The sequence below is a fragment of the Microlunatus spumicola genome, from assembly GCF_039536445.1.
In the GTDB taxonomy this organism is placed as follows: Bacteria; Actinomycetota; Actinomycetes; order Propionibacteriales; family Propionibacteriaceae; genus Microlunatus; species Microlunatus spumicola.
This window is the reverse complement of the sequence record NZ_BAAAYR010000002.1, coordinates 392,586-411,395: the sequence shown is the minus strand read 5'-3', so window position 1 is coordinate 411,395 and position 18,810 is coordinate 392,586. Positions and strand designations below refer to the sequence as shown.

Annotated in this window: 15 protein-coding genes; 12 read left to right on the top strand and 3 right to left on the bottom strand. The window is 74.2% G+C overall.

All coding sequences use genetic code 11. From position 1 onward, the window contains the following. Positions 1-24: 24 nt before the first annotated feature. Both pknB and ABD665_RS10875 read left to right on the top strand, forming a co-directional pair. Positions 25-1,950 carry a Stk1 family PASTA domain-containing Ser/Thr kinase gene (gene pknB / locus ABD665_RS10880; protein ID WP_204910640.1) on the top strand — a complete coding sequence of 642 codons (1,926 nt, stop codon included), beginning with the start codon at positions 25-27 and terminating at the stop codon, positions 1,948-1,950. Positions 1,951-1,994: 44 nt separating this feature from the next. Next, positions 1,995-2,741 carry an alpha-ketoglutarate-dependent dioxygenase AlkB gene (locus tag ABD665_RS10875; RefSeq protein ID WP_204910641.1) on the top strand — a complete coding sequence of 249 codons (747 nt, stop codon included), beginning with the start codon at positions 1,995-1,997 and terminating at the stop codon, positions 2,739-2,741. Here the strand turns inward: ABD665_RS10875 and ABD665_RS10870 are convergent. Beyond that, positions 2,734-3,477, bottom strand: coding sequence for an RNA polymerase sigma factor (locus ABD665_RS10870; protein WP_204910642.1), 744 nt, complete (start codon positions 3,475-3,477; stop codon positions 2,734-2,736). The two genes, ABD665_RS10875 and ABD665_RS10870, sit on opposite strands and share 8 nt — an antisense overlap. Before the next feature lie 171 nt (positions 3,478-3,648). Here ABD665_RS10870 and ABD665_RS10865 point away from each other — a divergent pair, with 171 nt between their 5' ends. From ABD665_RS10865 to ABD665_RS10850, 4 genes are all read left to right on the top strand, one after another. Beyond that, positions 3,649-4,344 carry a hypothetical protein gene (locus ABD665_RS10865; protein ID WP_204910643.1) on the top strand — a complete coding sequence of 232 codons (696 nt, stop codon included), beginning with the start codon at positions 3,649-3,651 and terminating at the stop codon, positions 4,342-4,344. A gap of 25 nt (positions 4,345-4,369) precedes the next feature. Further along, the gene (locus ABD665_RS10860) at positions 4,370-4,885 is read left to right on the top strand and encodes a DUF3592 domain-containing protein (protein ID WP_204910644.1); all 516 of its coding nucleotides are present in this window, start codon (positions 4,370-4,372) and stop codon (positions 4,883-4,885) included. An 83-nt stretch (positions 4,886-4,968) separates the two neighbouring features. Next, complete coding sequence (locus ABD665_RS10855) at positions 4,969-5,844, top strand: ABC transporter permease (RefSeq protein ID WP_204910645.1); 876 nt, start codon at positions 4,969-4,971, stop codon at positions 5,842-5,844. Then, positions 5,819-6,637 (top strand): ABC transporter ATP-binding protein, encoded by an 819-nt coding sequence (locus ABD665_RS10850; RefSeq protein ID WP_344742284.1) that lies wholly within the window; start codon positions 5,819-5,821, stop codon positions 6,635-6,637. Before ABD665_RS10855 ends, ABD665_RS10850 begins: the two co-directional genes overlap by 26 nt. 31 nt (positions 6,638-6,668) lie before the next feature. On the opposite strand, the gene ABD665_RS10845 is transcribed toward ABD665_RS10850, so the two are convergent. After that, positions 6,669-7,058 carry a hypothetical protein gene (locus ABD665_RS10845; protein ID WP_204910646.1) on the bottom strand — a complete coding sequence of 130 codons (390 nt, stop codon included), beginning with the start codon at positions 7,056-7,058 and terminating at the stop codon, positions 6,669-6,671. A 133-nt stretch (positions 7,059-7,191) separates the two neighbouring features. Between ABD665_RS10845 and ABD665_RS10840 the strand changes: the two genes are divergently transcribed. Both ABD665_RS10840 and ABD665_RS10835 read left to right on the top strand, forming a co-directional pair. After that, the gene (locus ABD665_RS10840) at positions 7,192-8,238 is read left to right on the top strand and encodes an LCP family glycopolymer transferase (RefSeq protein WP_204910647.1); all 1,047 of its coding nucleotides are present in this window, start codon (positions 7,192-7,194) and stop codon (positions 8,236-8,238) included. Between the two features lie 22 nt (positions 8,239-8,260). Further along, positions 8,261-9,595, top strand: a complete 1,335-nt coding sequence (locus tag ABD665_RS10835; RefSeq protein ID WP_204910648.1) for an MFS transporter — start codon at positions 8,261-8,263, stop codon at positions 9,593-9,595. 166 nt (positions 9,596-9,761) lie between these two features. Here the strand turns inward: ABD665_RS10835 and ABD665_RS10830 are convergent, their stop codons facing one another. After that, positions 9,762-11,270: a CCA tRNA nucleotidyltransferase gene (locus ABD665_RS10830; RefSeq protein ID WP_204910649.1), complete on the bottom strand. Its 1,509-nt coding sequence runs from the start codon at positions 11,268-11,270 to the stop codon at positions 9,762-9,764. A gap of 115 nt (positions 11,271-11,385) precedes the next feature. Here ABD665_RS10830 and ABD665_RS10825 point away from each other — a divergent pair, with 115 nt between their 5' ends. Genes ABD665_RS10825 through ABD665_RS10810 form a run of 4 tightly spaced genes read left to right on the top strand, consistent with a single transcriptional unit; the run spans position 11,386 to position 18,810 of the window. After that, complete coding sequence (locus ABD665_RS10825) at positions 11,386-13,599, top strand: hypothetical protein (RefSeq protein ID WP_204910650.1); 2,214 nt, start codon at positions 11,386-11,388, stop codon at positions 13,597-13,599. After that, positions 13,599-17,351 carry a murein biosynthesis integral membrane protein MurJ gene (murJ, locus tag ABD665_RS10820; RefSeq protein ID WP_204910651.1) on the top strand — a complete coding sequence of 1,251 codons (3,753 nt, stop codon included), beginning with the start codon at positions 13,599-13,601 and terminating at the stop codon, positions 17,349-17,351. The genes ABD665_RS10825 and murJ overlap by 1 nt, the downstream gene beginning before the upstream one ends. Next, positions 17,348-18,064, top strand: a complete 717-nt coding sequence (gene sigM / locus ABD665_RS10815; RefSeq protein ID WP_344742281.1) for an RNA polymerase sigma factor SigM — start codon at positions 17,348-17,350, stop codon at positions 18,062-18,064. Before murJ ends, sigM begins: the two co-directional genes overlap by 4 nt. Then, entirely contained in the window at positions 18,061-18,810 is a 750-nt protein-coding gene (locus ABD665_RS10810; RefSeq protein WP_204910652.1) for a zf-HC2 domain-containing protein, read from the top strand. The genes sigM and ABD665_RS10810 overlap by 4 nt, the downstream gene beginning before the upstream one ends.

The following is an 18,810-nucleotide window of genomic DNA, read 5'->3' as shown; positions in this document are numbered from 1 at the left end:
GGCGGTGCAGGGAAGGACGCGTTGATGACGCAGACCGTCGGAGGCCGCTACGAGCTGGGCGACCCGCTCGGACGCGGCGGCATGGCCGAGGTCCGCCGTGCCGTCGACCTCCGCCTCGGGCGCGCCGTGGCCGTGAAGCAGCTGCGCCCCGACCTGGCCACGGACCCCACGTTCCAGGCCCGCTTCCGCCGCGAGGCCCAGAGCGCGGCCGGGCTGAACCACCCCACGATCGTCGCCGTCTACGACACGGGCGAGGAGCCGGACCCCGTCACCGGGGTGTCGATCCCCTACATCGTCATGGAGCTGGTCGAGGGCCCGACGCTGCGCGACGTGCTCCGCGACGGGCGCAAGATCCTGCCCGAGCGGGCCCTGGAGCTGACCGCGGGCGTGCTGGACGCGCTCGGCTACAGCCACCGCGCCGGGATCATCCACCGCGACATCAAGCCGGCGAACGTCATGCTGACGACGAACGGCACGGTCAAGGTCATGGACTTCGGCATCGCGCGTGCCGTGGCCGACACCAGCGCGACGATGACCCAGACCGCCGCCGTGATCGGCACGGCGCAGTACCTCTCGCCCGAGCAGGCCCGCGGCGAGACCGTCGACGCCCGCAGCGACCTCTACTCCACCGGCTGCCTGCTCTACGAGCTGCTCACCGGACGGCCGCCCTTCACCGGCGACTCCCCGGTCAGCGTGGCCTACCAGCACGTGCGCGAGGCCCCGGTGCCGCCGAGCCAGATCGACCCGGAGATCGGTCCGGACATCGACGCCGTCGTGCTCAAGTCGCTGGCCAAGGACGCGGACGACCGCTACCAGTCGGCCCGGGAGATGAAGGCCGACATCAACCGCGTGCTCGCGGGCCAGCAGGCGACGGCGGTCGTCCCGCGCGTCGCCGCGGTCGCCGCGCCCACCGTGGTCGCGGCCGACGTGCCGACCCGCGTCGTGCCCCCCGTGACGACGAGCGTCGTCGAGACGACCACCACCGCCGACGAGGACGAACCGAAGAAGCGGACCGGCCTGGTTGTGCTCGTCAGCCTGCTCGTGCTCGCGCTCGTCGCGGGCGGGGTGTTCGCCTGGTACCGCCTGACCAACCCGTCCGTGCAGGACGTGGCCGTCCCCGACGTCCTCACCTACACCGAGTCGCAGGCCCGCAGCCAGATCGAGGGCGCGGGCTTCCGCACCCGGGTCGAGCACGACAACGGCGACGCCTCCACCAAGGGCACCGTCGTCGCCCAGGACCCGGCCGGGAAGTCCGAGGCGCCCTCGGGCAGCACCGTGACCATCACCGTGAACGACGGGCCCGAGTCCGCGGACATCCCCGGCGGCCTCGTCGGCGAGGACGTGGACGACGTCGAGAAGACCCTGCGCGACGCCGGCTTCACCAACGTGGACACGAACGCGGCCAGCTCGGAGGACGCCGACGCCAAGGAGGGCGAGGTGCTGAGCGTCTCGCCCGACGAGGGGACCAGCACCGCGCTCGCCGACCGCGTCACGGTCACGTACGCGACCGGCAAGTCGGCCGTCCCGGACGTCGGGGGCTTCCCGCAGGAGGCGGCGGAGAAGGCTCTGCGCGACGCCGGCTTCACTAAGGTCTCGACCTCCCGCCAGGTCAGCAGCCAGCCGGCGGGGACGGTCGTCTCGCAGAGCCCGGACGCCGGCAGCAAGGTCGCCCGCAGCACCACGGTGAAGCTCGTCATCGCCACCGCCGCACCCGCGCCGAGCCCGACCCCCTCCGCGACCACCACCCAGCCCGAGCCGTCCGCGAGCCCCGAGCCCTCGTCCACCCCCAGCGACGGCGAGGGTGACGGTGACGGCGGTTCCGACGGGGACGGCAACGGCAACGGCGGTGGGAACGGGAACGGCGGGGGCAACGGGAACGGTGGTGGCAGCGGGAACGGCGGCGGGAACGGGAACGGCAACAACGGGAACGGCAACGGCAACAACGGCTAGGCCGCTAATCGAACGCCTGTCCTAATCGGTGCTAGCCTGGCGCCATGAGCGTCCAGGCCTCGCTGTTCGACCCCAGCCTGTTCGACGACGCCCCCGGCCCGGGCCTGCTGCTGGACGCGCCGGTCGTCGGTGCCCTGACCGGGGTCGTCCGCCACGAGCTGGCCCGCAGCGCGTGGGTCGACCTGCTGCCGGGCTGGCTGAGCGGTGGCGAGCTGCTCGAGCGGCTGCTGGAGGACGTGCCCTGGCACGCCGAGCGGCGCCCGATGTACGACCGGGTCGTGGACGTGCCCCGGCTGCTGTGCCACTACGCCGAGGGCGAGCCGCTCCCGCACCCCTCGCTCGAGACGGTGCGCGACGCGCTGAACGCCCGCTACGAGCCGGAGCTGGGCGAGCCGCTGGTCACCGCCGGGCTCTGCCTCTACCGCGACGGCGCCGACTCCGTCGCCTGGCACGGCGACACCATCGGCCGCGGCCGGACCACCGACACGGTCGTCGCGATCGTCTCCCTGGGCTCCCCGCGGGAGTTCCTGCTGCGACCCCGCGGCGGGGGTGCGGTCGCCCGCGCGATCGCCGGCTCCGAGCTGCCCGCCCCGCGCGCGCAGGAGCGGACGACCGACACCCGACCGCGCCCGGTGACCGCCTCCGGGACGATCCGGCACACGCTCCACCACGGGGACCTCGTCGTCATGGGCGGCTCGTGCCAGCGCACCTGGGAGCACGCCATCCCGAAGACCGCCCGGTCGGTCGGCCCGCGGGTGAGCATCCAGTTCCGGCCCCGCGGCGTCAGCTGAACCCTCCCCCCGGTGCGTCGAGCAGCTCGGCGTGGGCGGCCAGCACCTTGACCGCGCGCGAGCACCGCTGGCGTACGGCGCCGGGGCTGAGCCCGTGGCGGCGGGCGGCCGACGCCCTGGAGAGCCCGTCGGCGTAGACGCTGCGCAGCAGGTCGCCGGTCGCCGGGTCCACCAGCCGATGTCGCCGGGCCCGGTCCAGCACCTCGGCGACGGACGGGCCCGCGACGTCGTCCGCCCGTCCGACCACGGCTCCGTGGGCGTGATCCGCGGCCTGCAGCACGACCTCCGGCGAGGTCACCACGTCCGGCGCCGGGTGCCGCAGCCGGTGCACCGCCTTGAGCGCGTCGAGCGCGAGGTTGGCCGCGACCGAGGTCGGGCGGCGCACAAGGGGGTAGGCGGCGACGGAGCACCACATGGCCGCCACGTAGTCGTCCACCTCGGCGCGGGGGTCGACCGCGGCCATCCGCACCACCTTCGGCAGCAGCGCCTGCAGCACGACCCGGGCGGCCAGGTCGTCACCCCCGGCCGCGTACGCCAGCAGCCACCCGAGGACCACGTCGGGTGCGCGGGCGACCCGGTCGAGCACGTCGGACGGTCTCGCGCAGCCCGCCAGCTCGACGCTCCCGTCGGCCCACCGCCGGCAGGCCCGCGCCGCCGGCCCGTCCTCCTGCAGCGCGGCCCACTCCGCGTCCATCCTCCGCAGCACCGCCGCCCGCCCCTGCCCTGGAACCGCCACCCCGACCCCTCTCCCACCACCGCCGTCGACCGCTGGCGCCACTCTGCTGCGCGGGTGTTGTCCGAGGTGTTGTCCGCCGCACCCCCGGTGTCGTCCGTCCGTCGACGCCGCTCACGGGACGGATCGCCGGCGGGACCTGCGGGCGGGCGCGGTCGGGTCTAGCGTGCGGCTGTGACCGCGCACGACCCCGACGCCTGGTGGTCGCCCGTCCCCGGGCCCTCCGAACCGCCCGCCCGGGCCGACGCGTACGCGCCCACCGACGCCCAGGGGCCCTGGTCGGCGGAACCTCCGTGGTCAGCCCCTGGACCGGCCGCGCCGGGCAGGCGCCGCTGGCCGTGGGTCGTCAGCGGCCTGACCGCCCTGGTCCTCGTGGTCGCCGGGCTGGGGCTCGCCCTCGGCCGGACGGGGACCAAGACCCTCACCGACGCCGGCGGCACCGTCTCGGTCGCCGTGCCCCGGTCCTGGTACGACAACACCGGCGAGCCCGGCTCCGACCCGGACTTCCCGCCGGTCCTCGCCGCCAGCAACCTGTGGCAGTCGCGGTGGGTGGAGGTCGCCCGCTTCGACGTCGACGACGGCGCGAGCCTGCGGTCCTTCCACGACGAGGGCGTCGAGCACGAGTGCGCCACGTGGGCCTGCACCCACCGGAGCGGCCCGCACACCCTCGTGGTCGGGGGCCACGACGCCATCGAGCAGGTCGTGACGCACGCCCGGGACGCGGACGGCGGCGCGAGCAGCTCGCTCACGCTCACCGTCTGGCTCGACGACGAGGCCGTCGAGCTCTACGCCGTCGCCACCGCGACCGGCTCGACGCCGCCCGACGCCGCGTCCCTCGAACGCATCGCCGCCTCGCTCCGGCTCCTGTGAGGGGACCCACGGCTACGCTGCGGCCGTGAGCCGGCGCAGATTCCCCCGAGCCGTCGGCATCGTCGCGGTGGTCTACCTGGCCGCGATGTCGGTGGTCTTCGCTCTCCTCTCGGCGCAGAACGCGGACTTCGTCCGCACCGCCGACCGGACCGAGGGCACCGTCGTCGCGCTGGTCGCGCGGGCACCGCTCGGCTCGACCCGGGAGGCCCAGCCCGACGCGCGCGCCCCGAGCCTCGCCCCGAAGGTGACCTACGAGGTCGACGGCCGGTCGTACGACTACGTGGCCGCGCACGGCCGCACGCGCCAGCGCCTGCAGGTCGGCGACCGGGTCACGGTCCTCTACTCCCGGGCCGACCCGACCCAGGCCCGTCTGCGCGGCGAGGGGCAGGACTCCGGGCCGCTGGTCAGCGCCGGCTTCGGGCTCGCCGCCCTGCTGCTCGTGCTCGTGCTCGTGCGCCCGAGACGGCGCACCCCCGGACCGCGCACGCCCGCGGGCCCGGCGCGCGCGAGCGCGCCACCCGCGCCCGCCGTGGCAGACTGATCCTCGCTCTCGGGCGGTGCGACGGCACCGGCACCCGGGCCACGACCGGAGACCGACCGCGCCCACCGAGGAGGCTGCAGCACATGACGGCGTCCACGCGCGAGCGCGAGACCGAGTTCGAACCGGTCTACCACCGCTACGGCCCGCACCGGGCCGGGGTCCCCCCGCTGGTCCCCTACTTCCGCGAGCTCTGGCACCGGCGCGGCTTCGCGACCGAGATGAGCAAGGCCTCGATGCGGGGCGCGAACACCTCGACCTTCTTCGGGCAGGCCTGGCTCGTGCTCAACCCGCTGCTGCTGGCGGCGGTCTACTACCTGCTCGTCACCATCCTGCGGGGCAAGCACGAGCCCGCGGTCTTCGTCCACCTGACGCTGAGCCTGTTCGCGTTCAACCTGGTGTCGACGTCGATGGGCACGGGCACGCGGTCGGTGGTGTCGGCGGGCAAGCTGCTCATCAACACCGCCTTCCCGCGGCTGCTGATCCCGCTGTCGGCCGTCCGGACGGCGCTGTTCCGCTTCCTCCCGACGCTCCCGGTGTACCTGCTGTTCCACCTGATCTTCCTGACCCGGGTGTGGTCGCCGACCATGTTCCTGTCGCTCTACTTCTTCGGGTGCCTGCTGCTCTTCAGCGCCGGGCTGGCCGCCTTCTTCGCCACCCTGCAGGTCTACTTCCGCGACACCTCGAGCTTCCTGCCGTTCTTCGTCCGGATCTGGATGTACCTCTCGCCGGTGCTCTGGCTGCCGGAGAACGTGGCCCACTTCTCCAAGACCCTGCTGACGATCATCCGGCTCAACCCCATGTACGCGATGCTCGGTGGCTACGCCGAGTCCATCCAGGAGCAGAAGGTGCCCGACGTCGGGCTCTTCGTCAGCTCCGGGCTCTGGGCCGTCGCGGCCGCCGTGATCGGCTTCCTCTTCTTCATCTCGCGGGAGCGTGATTTTGCTGTCCGTCTCACCTGATCCCGTCGTCGAGGACGCGGACGAGTCGCCGTACGCCGTCCGCGTCGAAGACCTCTCGATCACCTACAAGACGACGTTCGAGCGCAAGCCGACGCTGAAGCAGGCGCTGGTGCGCTTCGGCCGGGGCGAGCGCAAGGTCCACACCGTCGAGGCGCTCAAGAACGTCAGCTTCGACATCCGCGTCGGCACGGCGATGGGCATCATCGGCTCCAACGGCGCCGGCAAGTCCACCCTCATGCGGGCGATGGCCGGCATCCTCCCGCCGACCTCCGGCAACGTCGAGGTCTGGGGCCGCGCGAGCACGCTGCTGGCCCTCGGCGTCGGGTTCAACAAGGCGCTGTCCGGCCGGGAGAACATCGTCCTGGGCGGCCTGGCCGCCGGGCTCTCCCGCCGCGAGGTCGAGGAGCGCGTCGAGGAGATCGCCGAGTGGACCGAGCTCGGAGAGTTCATCGACATGCCGATGAACACCTACAGCTCCGGCATGGCCGCGCGCGTCGGGTTCTCGGTCGCGGTACACATGCGCCCCGACATCCTCATGATCGACGAGGCCCTCTCGACCGGTGACGCGCACTTCCGCGAGAAGGCCAGCGCCAAGATGGCCGAGCTCCGCGACAGCGCGCGGGCCATGTTCCTGATCAGCCACGGGCTCGGCAGCATCTCCGAGATGTGCAACGACTGCATCTGGCTCGACAAGGGCCGGCTGATGATGCGCGGGTCGCCCGAGGAGGTCATCGACGCCTACATGACCTACGTCAAGGTCAAGAAGTCGCCGACGACGACCGAGGAGATGTGAGCCGAGCCCTCCGGCTCCGCCCCACGGTCCGCTAGCCCGCCTCGAGGCGCTTGCGGAGGAACTCGGCCAGGTCGCCGGTCTCCCCGTCCCGGCCGCCCCGCCCGACCTCGAGCGGCGGCGGGCTCGGCGTGAGGCGTACGCCGCGGAGCCGCTCGCGCAGGCCGCCCGGCACCGTGAGGACGTAGTAGGCGCCGTCGTCGCCGACCGCCACGCTCTTGTTCTTCCGGAGGTACCAGCCGAGCTTGTCGGTCTTCACGCCGTGGCCGTCCATGAGCGTGGCCCGCAGCGGCTCGGGCTCGATGCCGCGGGACCGCGCCTCCACGACGAAGGTGTCCAGCAGCTGCTGCGCCTCGCGGGACTCCGCCTGGTCCTTGAGGGCGGCGAGCTCGACCCGGCGGGCGGCTTCCTCGGCGCGCGACATCCCCGAACCCTAGCCCTGGAACGCATCGGCGGCGCTGGTCGTTGACCCGTCCGGGCCTGGACCGCGCTATGCACCGACGTGCGCCGACGGCGGGTCCCCCTAGACTCCGAGATCACCGAGGCAAGGACGAGCAGTGAGCCAGACCGCCGACGACGGGCCGAGCGAGCCGGTCGGCCCCCGACGTGCCCGACCCCGTCGACGTGGGCTGCGCGGGGCTCTCATCGCGGTCGCCGCGGTCCTCGTCGTGGCGCTGGTCGGCGTCGGGGTCTACGCCTGGACGATCAACCGGCAGATCACCAGCAACATCACGCGCGGCATCGAGCTGCCCGCCGACACCCCGACGCCCGGTGCCCCCAGCGCGTCCGGCTCCCCCACGCCGACGCAGCCCCGCGAGACCGGCGCCCTGAACTACGTGCTGCTCGGCTCGGACAGCCGGGACGACGCGGACGCGAGCGACGGCCGCAGCGACACGATCATGATCGTGCACCTGAACGAGAAGCGGACGCGGGCGTACATCACCTCGTTCCCGCGCGACATGTACGTGACCGTCCCGGGCTACGGCAAGAACAAGATCAATGCCGCCTTCGAGCTGGGTGGGCCCGCCCTGACCGTGAAGACGCTGCAGGACCTGACCGGCGCCCACATGGACCACGTCGTGCTCGTGAACTTCGAGGGGTTCATCGACCTGACGGAGGACCTGGGCGGCGTCACCGTGGAGAACAAGACCGCCTTCTCCTCGCACGGCTACGACTACCCCAAGGGCAAGGTCAAGATCCAGGGCAAGAAGGCGCTCTGGTTCGTGCGCGAGCGCCACTCGCTGCCGGGCGGCGACCTCGACCGCGCCGAGAACCAGCGCAACGTCATCAAGGCCATCGTGGCCAAGGGCCTCAGCGCCGGGGTCATCTCCGACCCGGCGAAGTTCAGCGCGTTCGTGGGCAACCTGTCCAAGCACCTGACCGTGGACAACAGCCTCAGCGACTCCGAGATCCGGTCGACCGCGCTGTCGCTGCGCCTGGACGCGAGCGACATCCAGCTGCTGCAGGCCCCGCTCGCCGGCTTCGGGACCGCGAACGGGCAGAGCATCGACATCGTCGACCAGGCCCGGCTGGCCGAGCTCGGCAAGGCGCTGCAGGACGACACGATGGGCGCCTACGTCGCCAAGTACCCGCAGGGCTCGTGACCGACCGACGCCCCGGGCGACCGTGACCTTCGTCGCCGGCCTTCGCCGGTTGTGGCGCCACGCCCTGTTCCGCCGCCTGCTGACCGTACGGGTGGCCATCCAAGGTGCCGACGGGCTGCTGCAGGTGGCGCTCGCGTCGTTCGTGCTCTTCTCCCCCGAGCGGCAGCCGGACGCCGCGTCGATCGCGGCCGTGCTCGCCGTCACCCTGCTGCCCTTCTCCGTGCTCGGCCCCTTCGTCAGCGTGACGATCGACCGCTACCCGCGCCGCCAGATCCTCCTGGTCGGCGCGCTCGGCGAGGCCGTCCTCGCGCTCGCCCTCGCGGCGGTGGTCGCCACCGGCCAGCGCAGCGGGGTCGCCGAGGTGGCGGTGTACGGGATCGTCCTGCTCAGCATCAGCCTCACCCGCTACCTGCTGGCGGCGCTGTCCGCGTCGCTGCCGCACACCATCGACGCCGACGAGTACCTCGTGGCCAACGCCGTGGTGCCGACCATCGGCCCCGCCGGCGTGCTCGTCGGGGCCGGGCTCGGCACCGTGCTGCGCCTGGTGCTGGGCCGCTCGATGCCGGACTACCTGGCCAACGCGATCCTCTTCGTCATCGTCGCCGCCGCCTTCGGGGTCGCCGCGCTGCTGGCCCTGCGGATCGGTCGCCGCGCGCTCGGCCCGGACGCGACGACGCACGCCGTCCGCGCCCGCGAGGTCCTCCACGGGCTCGTCGAGGCCGTCCGGCACCTGCGGGAACGCCGCGAGGCCGGGCTGGGGCTCCTCACCATCGGCGCGCACCGGATCGTCTACGGCGTCGTGACGGTCGCGACGATCCTCGTGTACCGCAACTACTTCCACACCGTCGAGGACGTCGAGCCCGCGATCGCCGACCTCGGGATCCTCGTCGCGGCCACGGCGATCGGGTTCGTCGTCGCCGCGGCCGTCGCACCGCCGCTCTCCGCGCGCTTCGGGATCCGGCGCGTCGTCGTCGGCTGCCTCGTGGGCTCGGCCGTCTTCCAGCTGCTGCCCGGCGCGATCTACGTGCGCGTGCCGCTGCTGGTGGCCGCCTTCCTGCTCGGCCTCACCGCGCAGGTGATCAAGATCTGCGTGGACACCCTCGTCCAGGCGCACGTGGACGACGACGTCAAGGGCCGTGCGTTCGTCCTCTACGACATGGTCTTCAACGTGGCCCTCGTGCTGGCGGCGTCGATCGGCGCGCTGGTCCTGCCCGCCGACGGACGTTCGGTCGCGGTCCTCGCCGTGCTCGCCCTCTGCTACCTGCTGACCGCCGCCGCCTTCACGGCACTCAGCCGCCACCTCGAGCTCGACCGGGGCACGGAATCCCTGCGCGCCGACGTCCCCGCCGAGGGCTGACCCCACCCCGCGGCGACGCGCAGACCACCCGACACCTCTGGTCCCAGGACTCCCACGTGAACGTGAAAGACCCCTGCTGACCACGGCAGATCTGCCGTGCTGAGTACCGGAGTTTCACGTTCACGTGAAAGTCCTGAGGCGAAGTCCCCCCGAGTGGGCCGGAGCCTCAGTGCTCCTGCCGCTCCCACCAGGCCAGCAGCTCTTCGCGGGCGCGCTCGGGGCCGAGCGGGCCCTCGTCGATGCGGCGTTCGAGCAGATGCGCGTACGCCTGCCCGACGAGGCGGCTCGGGCCGACGCCGAGGATCTCCATGATCTGGTTGCCGTCGAGGTCGGGCCGCATCGACTGCAGCTCCTCCTCCTCGGCCAGCACCGCGATCCGCGCCTCGAGGTCGTCGTACGCCGCGCTCAGCCGCGCCGCGCGCGCCCGGTTCCGGGTGGTGCAGTCGGCCCGGGTCAGCACGTGCAGCCGCTCGAGCTGGTCGCCCGCGTCGCGGACGTAGCGGCGCACGGCGGAGTCGGTCCAGCCGCCGTCCTCGCGCTCGCCGGGGCCGTAGCCGTGGAACCGCAGGTGCAGCGTGATGAGCTCCGAGACCGCCTTGACCACCTCGGTGGGGTAGCGCAGCGCGGTCAGCCGCTTGCGCGCGAGCTTGGCCCCGACGACGTCGTGGTGGTGGAAGGAGACCTTGCCGCCGGCCTCGAAGCGCCGGGTCGCCGGCTTGCCGATGTCGTGCAGCAGCGCGGCCAGCCGGTTCACCAGGTCGGGCCGGTCCGGCAGGCGCTCCTCCAGCTCGATCGCCTGGTCGAGCACGGTCAGGCTGTGCTCGAAGACGTCCTTGTGCCGGTGGTGCTCGTCGCGCTCCAGCTGCAGCGCCGGCAGCTCGGGCAGCACGTGGTCGGCCAGGCCCGTCCCGACCAGCAGGTCGAGGCCGGGGCGCGGGTCGTCGGCCAGCAGCAGCTTGCTCAGCTCGTCGCGCACCCGCTCGGCCGACACGATCGAGACCCGCTCGGACATCGCCTCCATGGCCAGCACCACGTCGGGCGCCGGGACCATGCCGAGCTGCGCGGCGAACCGGGCGGCGCGCATCATCCGCAGCGGGTCGTCGCCGAACGAGATCTCCGGCTCGGCCGGGGTCATGAGGATCTTGCGGGCCAGGTGCCGGAGGCCGCCGTACGGGTCGACGAACCGGCGTGACGGCAGCTCGACGGCCATCGCGTTCACGGTGAAGTCGCGGCGCAGCAGGTCGCCCTCGACGGTGTCGCCGAACACGACGGCGGGCTTGCGGCTGTCGGCCTCGTACGCGTCGGAGCGGAAGGTGGTCACCTCGACCACCCAGTCGGTCCCGCTCGCTTGATCGGTCACGCGGCAGCCGACCGTGCCGAACTCCTTGCCGATCGTCCAGACGGCCGGGGAGAAGCGCCGGAGCAGCGCCTCGACGTCGTCGGGACGCGCGGAGGTGGTGAAGTCCAGGTCGTTCCCGAGCTTTCCGAGCAGGGCGTCGCGGACGCTCCCGCCGACGAGGTAGAGCTCGTGCCCGGCCGCGGCGAAGAGCTCACCGAGGCGGTCCACGACCGGGGTGAGCCGGATCAGCTCGGCGAGGGCGTCCCGCTGGGCCTCGTCGAGGGCGAGGAGGGCGCCGTCCGCAGGACGATCGGACGCCGGACGGGTGGTGGGCACGGCGATCCACTCTACCGGCGCGGCGCCGTCCGGCCGGGCGTCCGAGCGGGTCGGGACCGGCGCGCGCGGCGTCGCGACCGGTCGGCCGGACAGGTTCGGCACCTAGAATGCCCCGATGAGCAGGGGGTGCACGCGGGTCCGCGTGCACCCGTCCCCGCTGCCGACCAGCGGTCTGCGGACGGGCGGCCTGCGGACGGGCGTGCTGCTGCTCGTCCTCCTCCTCGCCGCCGGGGTCGCCGGGGTGCTGGGTCTCGTGGCCCGCCCGCTCCCGGCCGCGGCCGACGAGCCCGAGGCGCTGGCCTCGATCCGCCTGACCTCGATCAGCCCGTCGTTGCCCTCGCGCGACGGGACGCTCACGATCGAGGGCCGGGTCACGAACACCAGCAAGGAGCCGCTCGTCCGGCCGCAGGCCCTGCTGTGGCGCGACCAGTCGCCGATCACGGACGCGGACGCCCTGGAGTCGGCGCTCGAGTCGGACTCCAACGTCCCGCTCGGCAGCCGCCTGGTCGAGGAGGGCGCGTTCCAGAACCTCTACACGCCCGACCAGCCCGACCTCGCGCCCGGCCGGTCGGCGACGTTCACGGTCTCGGCCCGCGTGGCCGACCTGGCTCTCGCCCCCACGGACGGGGTCTACCTCGTGGGCGTGCACGTCACGCAGAACGGCATCCCCGTCGCCGTCGCGCGGTCCCGGGTCTTCCTGCCCGTGCTGTCGAGCGAGCCGCGCCGGACCCTGCAGAAGGCGACGCTGGTCGTGCTCGACTCCCGCCCCTCCTGGCTGGCCCCGGGCCTGCTCGTCGACGACCACGTCGCCCGCGACGTCGCCCCCGGGGGCCGGCTGCGCGTGCTGATGGACGCCGCCTCCCGCCGGGACGCGAGCTACGCCGTCGACCCGTCGCTCGTCGCCGAGCTGCAGACGATGCGGGAGGGCTACGCCGTACGCGCGAAGGACGGGACGACCACGCCCGGGACCGGTCAGGCGGACGCCGACCGCTGGCTCGCCGACCTCGCCCGGCTGCGGGACGGCCACGACGGCTACCGGCTGCTCTACGGCTCCCCCGACGTGGCCGCGCTCGCCCACGCGCGCCAGACCGACGTGCTGGAGGCGGCCGCGGCGGCCGGGCGCCGGGTCGAGGCCACGGCGGACCTGCCCCTGCTCGTGCTGCCGACCGGCGGGGCCGCCGACGCCGCGACGCTCCAGGCGGCCGCCGCGCTGGCGCCGCGCGCCGTCGTGCTCTCCGACAGCGCCACCCGCGGGGCCGGCCCGCTGCTGCAGACCGGCTCGGGCACGTCGGTGCTGACCTACACGGCCGGCGGCCTGGGCGGCGGGCCCGGTCCCGAGCCGCAGGAGGACGCCGTCCACATCCAGCAGCGGTCCCTCGCCACCTCCTGGATCGGGACGACCACCGCCGAGGGGGCGGGCGCGGCCCAGGTGCACGTCGTCCGCACCAAGGCCCAGGCCACCTCGACCGACCAGACCGACCCGCCCTGGACGCGCAGCACCCCGCTCGCCACCGTGCTCGACCGCGCCCCGGCCCGCTGGGACGAGGACCTGCGCTACCCCGCGTCCGCGGCGGACGACGAGCTGACCGCGGGCCAGCTGGGCGCGGCCGAGCGCCTCGACTCCTCCGAGCGCACGTGGCGCGACCTGCTGGCCGACCCCGGCACCGCGACCGCGGAGGTCGACGCCGCGGCCGCGCGGGCGACGAGCGGGAGCTGGCGGGGGCAGCGGGGCGCGAGCGCCGCCTACCTGGCGCCGCAGCAGGCGAGCCTCGACTCCCGGCTCACCGACCAGGTCCGGATCAGCACCAGCCCCAAGGTGTCGACGGTCGCCCAGCAGGGCGTCTCGCTCCCGATCACCATCCGCAACGACCTGCCGGCGCAGGGTGACGGCGGGACCGACGACCCGGCGGCCATCCGGGTGCGCCTGGTGTTCGAGTCCGACAACTCCCGCCGGCTCACCATCAAGCCGGTCACCCCCGAGCCGGGCGGGGTCCTCGCTCCGGGCTCGGGCTACACCGGCAACGCCGCGGTCACCGCGCGGGCCAACGGCACGGTCCCGGTGGTCGCGCAGCTCTACACCGAGTCCGGCCGCAAGGTGGGGCGCCCGGTGCCGATCGAGGTCGAGGTGACGCAGAACGGGACCACGGGATGGGTCATCGCGGTCGTCGCGGGGATCGTGCTGGCCGTGTCGACGACCTACCGCATCCGGCAGGTCGGGCGCGAGCGTGCGCGGCAGGAGGCCGCCCCCGACCAGGACCACGCGGCCCTCGGGTCGGTGCCCTCCTCCGAGCTCGGCGCCGAGCACGACGACGCGACGGTGGGCAGCTGATGACGGAGCAGGGCACCCGGCCGACCGCCGTCGAGCAGCAGGAGCCGGACGGCCGGGCCCGGGGCGACGAGGCCTCGGCCACCCGCCGGCTCGTCTCGGCCGGCGCCGTCATGGCCGCCGGCACCGCCCTGTCGCGGGTGCTGGGGTTCGTCCGGCTCGTCGTGCTGGTCGCCCTGTTCGGCAACGCCACCCGGCAGGCCGACATGTTCGCCATCGCGAACACGCTGCCCAACAGCATGTACATCCTGCTCGCGGGCGGCGTGCTCAACACCGTCCTCGTGCCGCAGCTCGTCCGGGCCGTGCGCCGCGACGCCGACGGCGGCGAGGCCTACACGAACCGGGTCATGACCGTCGGCCTGCTCGGGCTCGGGCTGGTCACGGTCCTGCTGACCCTGGCCGTGCCGCTCGTGGTCGCCCTCTACTCCGGTTCCGGGTGGAAGGCCCCCGGGCTCGAGCCGCAGTACGCGTCGATGACCGCGCTCGCCTACTGGTGCATGCCGCAGGTCTTCTTCTACGGCGTGCACGTGCTCGCCGGCCAGGTGCTGAACGCCCGCGACCGCTTCGGCCCGATGATGTGGGCGCCCATCGCCAACAACGTCGTCTCCGTCGCCGTGCTCGGGGTCTTCTTCGTCGTCTTCGGCCAGACCGACCCCGGCTCCGCGTTCACCCGGCCGCAGGAGATCCTGCTCGGCCTCGGCGCCACGGCGGGCATCGCGGTCCAGGCCGCGGTGCTGGTGCCGTTCCTGCGCTCGGCCGGCTACCGCTTCTCTCCGCGCCTGGACCTGCGCGGCACCGGGCTCGGCCACACCTTCCGGCTGGCCCGCTGGACGCTGGGCTTCGTCGCCGTCACGCAGGTCGCGCTCGTCGTCGTGAACCGCCTGGCCACCGAGGCGACCGTCGGCGGCCGCGGGGCGGGGCTCACCTCGTACGCGAACGCGTACGCGGTCTGGATCCTGCCGCACTCCCTGGTCACGGTGTCCCTGGCCACGGCCATGCTGCCGTCGGCCTCCCGGCTCGGCGCCGCGGGCGACCTGCGCGGGGTGGCGGCGGAGACCACGCGCACCGTCCGCCTCGCCGTCGCCGTCCTGCTGCCCGTGGCGGTGGGCCTCGTCGCGCTCGGGCTGCCCGCCGCCCAGCTGGCCTTCGGCTTCGGCCGCGGCGGCGTGGACGCGTCGTTCGTGGGGTGGGCGCTGATGGCGCTGGCCCTGGGGCTGGTGCCGTTCACCGTGCAGTACGTCCTGCTGCGCGCCTTCTACGCCCTCGAGGACACCCGGAGCACGTTCTTCCTCCAGCTCGTCATCGCCGCGGTGAACGTCGTCGCGGCGGTCGTCATCGTCAGCATCGTCGACGACCCGCTCTGGGTGGCCGCTGGCCTGGGGCTCGCGTACGCGATCGCGTACGGCGTCGGCGTCATCGTGTCGTTCCGGCGGCTGCGGCGCACGCTGCCCGACCTCGACCCGCACGAGCTGGTCCGGCACTGCGTCCGGCTGCTGCTGGCCGCGCTGCCCGCCGCCGCCCTCGCCTGGGCGGTCTGCTGGGCGGTCACCAGCCGGGTGGGGTCGCGCCCGGGGCTGTTCCTGGCCCTCGTGCTCGCCGGCGTGGTCGCCGTCGCCGTGTTCATGGGGCTGTGCCGGCTGCTGCGGGTCCCCGAGGTCACCCAGATCACCTCGGTGCTGCGCCGGCGGCGGACGCAGCAGCCCGGCGCCGCAGCCCCGGAGACCGTCGACCCGCTGGACGCGGCCGACGAGACGGTGGTCCGCGAGGCGGTCCTGCCGGAGGCCGGGGACAGTTCCGCACCGATCGGCGATTCCACCACACGGGTGCGCCCCGTCGCTCTTACCATCGACGAGGTATCACCCACCCCCGCCGGTGCTCTCGATCGGGGTGACGAGAGCGCGGCGAACGGCAGGTCCGAGGACGATGGAATGACGCAGACGGCACTCGCCCCCGCCCTCTCCGACGACGACGAGAACGACGCGGACACGGCCGCCCGGTTCCTGCCGGTCCCGACGGCGGCGGCGCTGCCCACGGGCACCATGCTCGCCTCGCGCTACCGCCTCGAGGAGCTGATCGCCGACTCCCGGCCCTCGGTGACCTGGCGCGCGTTCGACGAGGTGCTGTCCCGCTCGGTGCTCGTGCACGTGCTGGCCCCCGGCGACCCCGACGAGCGCGAGCTCCTCGCCGCCGCCCGGCGGGCTTCCGTCGCCACCGACTCCCGCTTCCTGCGGGTCCTCGACGCCGTCCAGGGCTCGGAGTCCGACGTCGGCTCCTACATCGTCTGCGAGTACGCGACGGGCCAGTCGCTGGAGGTCCTGCTCAGCCAGGCGCCCCTGTCCGGCCTGGAGGCGGCATGGGTCGTGCGCGAGGTCGCCGACGCCCTGTCCGGGGTGCACGGCCTCGGCCTGCACCACCGCCGGATCAACCCGGAGAACGTGATCATCACGCCCGCCGGCAACGTGAAGATCGTCGGCCTGCTCATCGACGCGGTGCTGCGGCCCAACCGCGGCACCAACGTGCCGGGCGCCGACACCGGCGAGCTCGTGGACGTCGCCGACCTCGGCCGCCTGCTCTACGCCGCGCTGGTCTCGCGCTGGCCCGGCGGACCGGCGTACAGCTTGCCGGCCGCGCCGCGCCTGGGCCGGCGCTGGATGACCCCGCGCCAGGTCCGGGCCGGGGTGTCCCCTGCGCTGGACAACGTCTGCGACCAGGTCCTCGGCGACCCGCCCCGCCACCACGCGACGCCGATCACCACCGCGCACGCGCTGGTCCAGGCGCTGACGAAGGTGCTGGGCACCGCGGACGCGTCCTCCGACCTCGAGCGCCGCCTGCACCAGCCGATCCCCGTCGTGCACCACGGCCCGGGTCGCAGCCAGGCCGCCGCCGACCCCGACACCGGGGCACCGCCGGTCAGCGCGCTGCTGGACCAGCCCACCGAGGAGATGACGGCCATCCGGCCGCTGCGGTCGGGCAGCACGTCCGGCGCCGCCGCACCGCACGCACCGCTCCGCCCCGCCGCCGACGCCCCCGTGAGCCGGCCGCGGTCGGTCCCGCTCGCGGTCGCCGCCCCCGTCCGGGTCGACGCCCCGGTGACGCCGCGCACCGCCACCCGGCCCCACCAGCCACGGCGCTGGATCGCCGTGCTGCTGGCCCTCGTGCTGGTCCTCGTCGTCGCGGGCGTCGTGTCGGCCCAGGTCCTCAGCCGTCGGATCGGCGCCGACCCGGCCCCGGTCACCTCCTCGAGCGCCCCTCCGCCCTCGGCCTCCGCACCCGCCACCCCGAGCGGCGAGGTCGTCCGGATCGCGTCGGCCCGCGACTTCGACCCGCAGGGCGACACCCGCGAGGAGAACCGCGACCAGGTCGGCCTCGCCATCGACGGCAAGGACGACACCCGCTGGACGACGGTCACCTACAAGGGCAACCCGAAGCTCGGCGGCATCAAGCGCGGCGTGGGGCTCGTCCTCGACCTCGGGGCGCCGCACCAGGTGGGTTCGGTCAGGCTGCGGCTGAGCGGCGACGACACCGACGTCCAGCTGCGGGTGCCCGCGTCCGACCCGGCCACCACGACCACGGCCCCGCTGGGGTCGGACAAGTCCTGGCGTAGTGTCGCGAGTCGTTCGGACGCCGGCTCCTCGGCGACCCTGACGCCCGACTCCCCCGTCACCACGCGGTTCGTCCTCGTCTACCTCACCTCGCTGCCGAAGGAGGGGAGCGGCTACAAGGGCGGGATCTACGAAGCAGAGGTGCTGTCTTGAGCGGTGGCGTGACGGAGGGCCCGGCCCCGCACGCACCGACCGCTCCGCTCCTGCCGAGCGACGCCGACCTGCTGCACGCCCACGTCGAGGGCGACCCCACCGCGTTCAGCACCCTCGTCGAGCGCCACCAGGACCGCCTCTGGGCCGTGGCCCTGCGGGTCATGGGCAGCCCCGACGACGCCGCCGACGCGCTCCAGGACGCGTACGTCGCCGCCTTCCGTCGCGCGGGCACGTTCCGCGGGGACTCCCTCGTCACGACCTGGCTGCACCGCGTCGTCGTCAACGCCTGCCTCGACCGGCTGCGCCGCGCCAAGGTCCGGGCGACCGACCCGCTGCCCGACGACCTGGACCGGGTCGGTCCCCTCGGCGCCGAGCCGGACCGTGACCCGGTGGAGGAGCAGGAGCGCCGTGACGCGGTGAGCGAAGCCCTCCAGAGCCTGAACCCGGACCAGCGCGCCGCCCTCGTCCTGGTCGACATGCAGGGCTACCCGGTCGAGGAGGCGGCCCGCGTCCTGGGCTGCGCACCGGGCACGGTCAAGAGCCGCTGCGCCCGCGGCCGCGCCCGCCTGCTGCCCCTGCTGAACCACCTCCGGGACCCTCCCGACGCCCATACTGGAGACGCTGCCGGGACGCGAACAGGGACAGGGACGGGGCCGGACCCCGCCACCGCCCGGCACCAGGACCCGCAGCACCGACCGAGGACCTCCCCGTGACCGACCACCCGTCCCGCGACGTGCTCGCGGACGCCGCCGAAGGGCTCCTCGAGCCCGACGACGCGGCCGTGGTCGACGCGCACCTGGCCGGGTGCGCCTCCTGCCGCGCGGAGACCGCGGCCTTCGGCGAGGTCAGCACGATCCTGGCGGGCGCCCCGGTGCTGACCATGCCGGCGGACGTCGTACGCCGGCTCAGCGGTGTCGTGGCGGCCGAGCAGGCGGCCCGCGAGGTGTCGCCGGTGCTGCACGCCGTCCCCGGCTCCGGGCCCGACGCTCCCCCGGTGCCCCGGCACCCGTACGGGACGCGACGTCGGCTGCACCCGAGCCTCGGCCAGTTCGGCGAGGACCTGCGCCGCGTGTCCCCCGGACGCCGCTGGGGGCTGCCCGTCCTGGGCGCCGCGGCCGCCGCCCTCGTGCTGGGGTTCGTCGCTTACGTGGCCAGCGCGACCCTCGGCCTCAACGAACCGCCGACCGTGGCGGTCTCCACCGCTCCCGGCCAGCTGGTCGCGGAGGCGAACGAGCTGCGGCAGCGGACCGACGTGGACCCGCACCGCTTCTCCCAGGCGTGGTGGTGCGCCCGGCAGGCGACCAGCGGACGGATCGTCGGCCTCGCCACGACCTCGGGCGGCTCCGCGCCGGCCGTGCTCGTCTACGTCCGGTCCGCCGACGGCCTGGGCGTCCAGGTCGTGACCGGCTGCGGCACCCGCGACGTCACCAGCACCCCCTGGCAGCGCATCGGGGAATAG

Coding starts and splice junctions, on each gene's coding strand:
- pknB (WP_204910640.1), top strand. CDS start 25: ATGACGCAGACCGTCGGAGGCCGCTACGAGCTGGGCGACCCGCTCGGA.
- ABD665_RS10875 (WP_204910641.1), top strand. CDS start 1,995: ATGAGCGTCCAGGCCTCGCTGTTCGACCCCAGCCTGTTCGACGACGCC.
- ABD665_RS10855 (WP_204910645.1), top strand. CDS start 4,969: ATGACGGCGTCCACGCGCGAGCGCGAGACCGAGTTCGAACCGGTCTAC.
- ABD665_RS10845 (WP_204910646.1), bottom strand. CDS start 7,058: ATGTCGCGCGCCGAGGAAGCCGCCCGCCGGGTCGAGCTCGCCGCCCTC.
- ABD665_RS10825 (WP_204910650.1), top strand. CDS start 11,386: ATGAGCAGGGGGTGCACGCGGGTCCGCGTGCACCCGTCCCCGCTGCCG.
- murJ (WP_204910651.1), top strand. CDS start 13,599: ATGACGGAGCAGGGCACCCGGCCGACCGCCGTCGAGCAGCAGGAGCCG.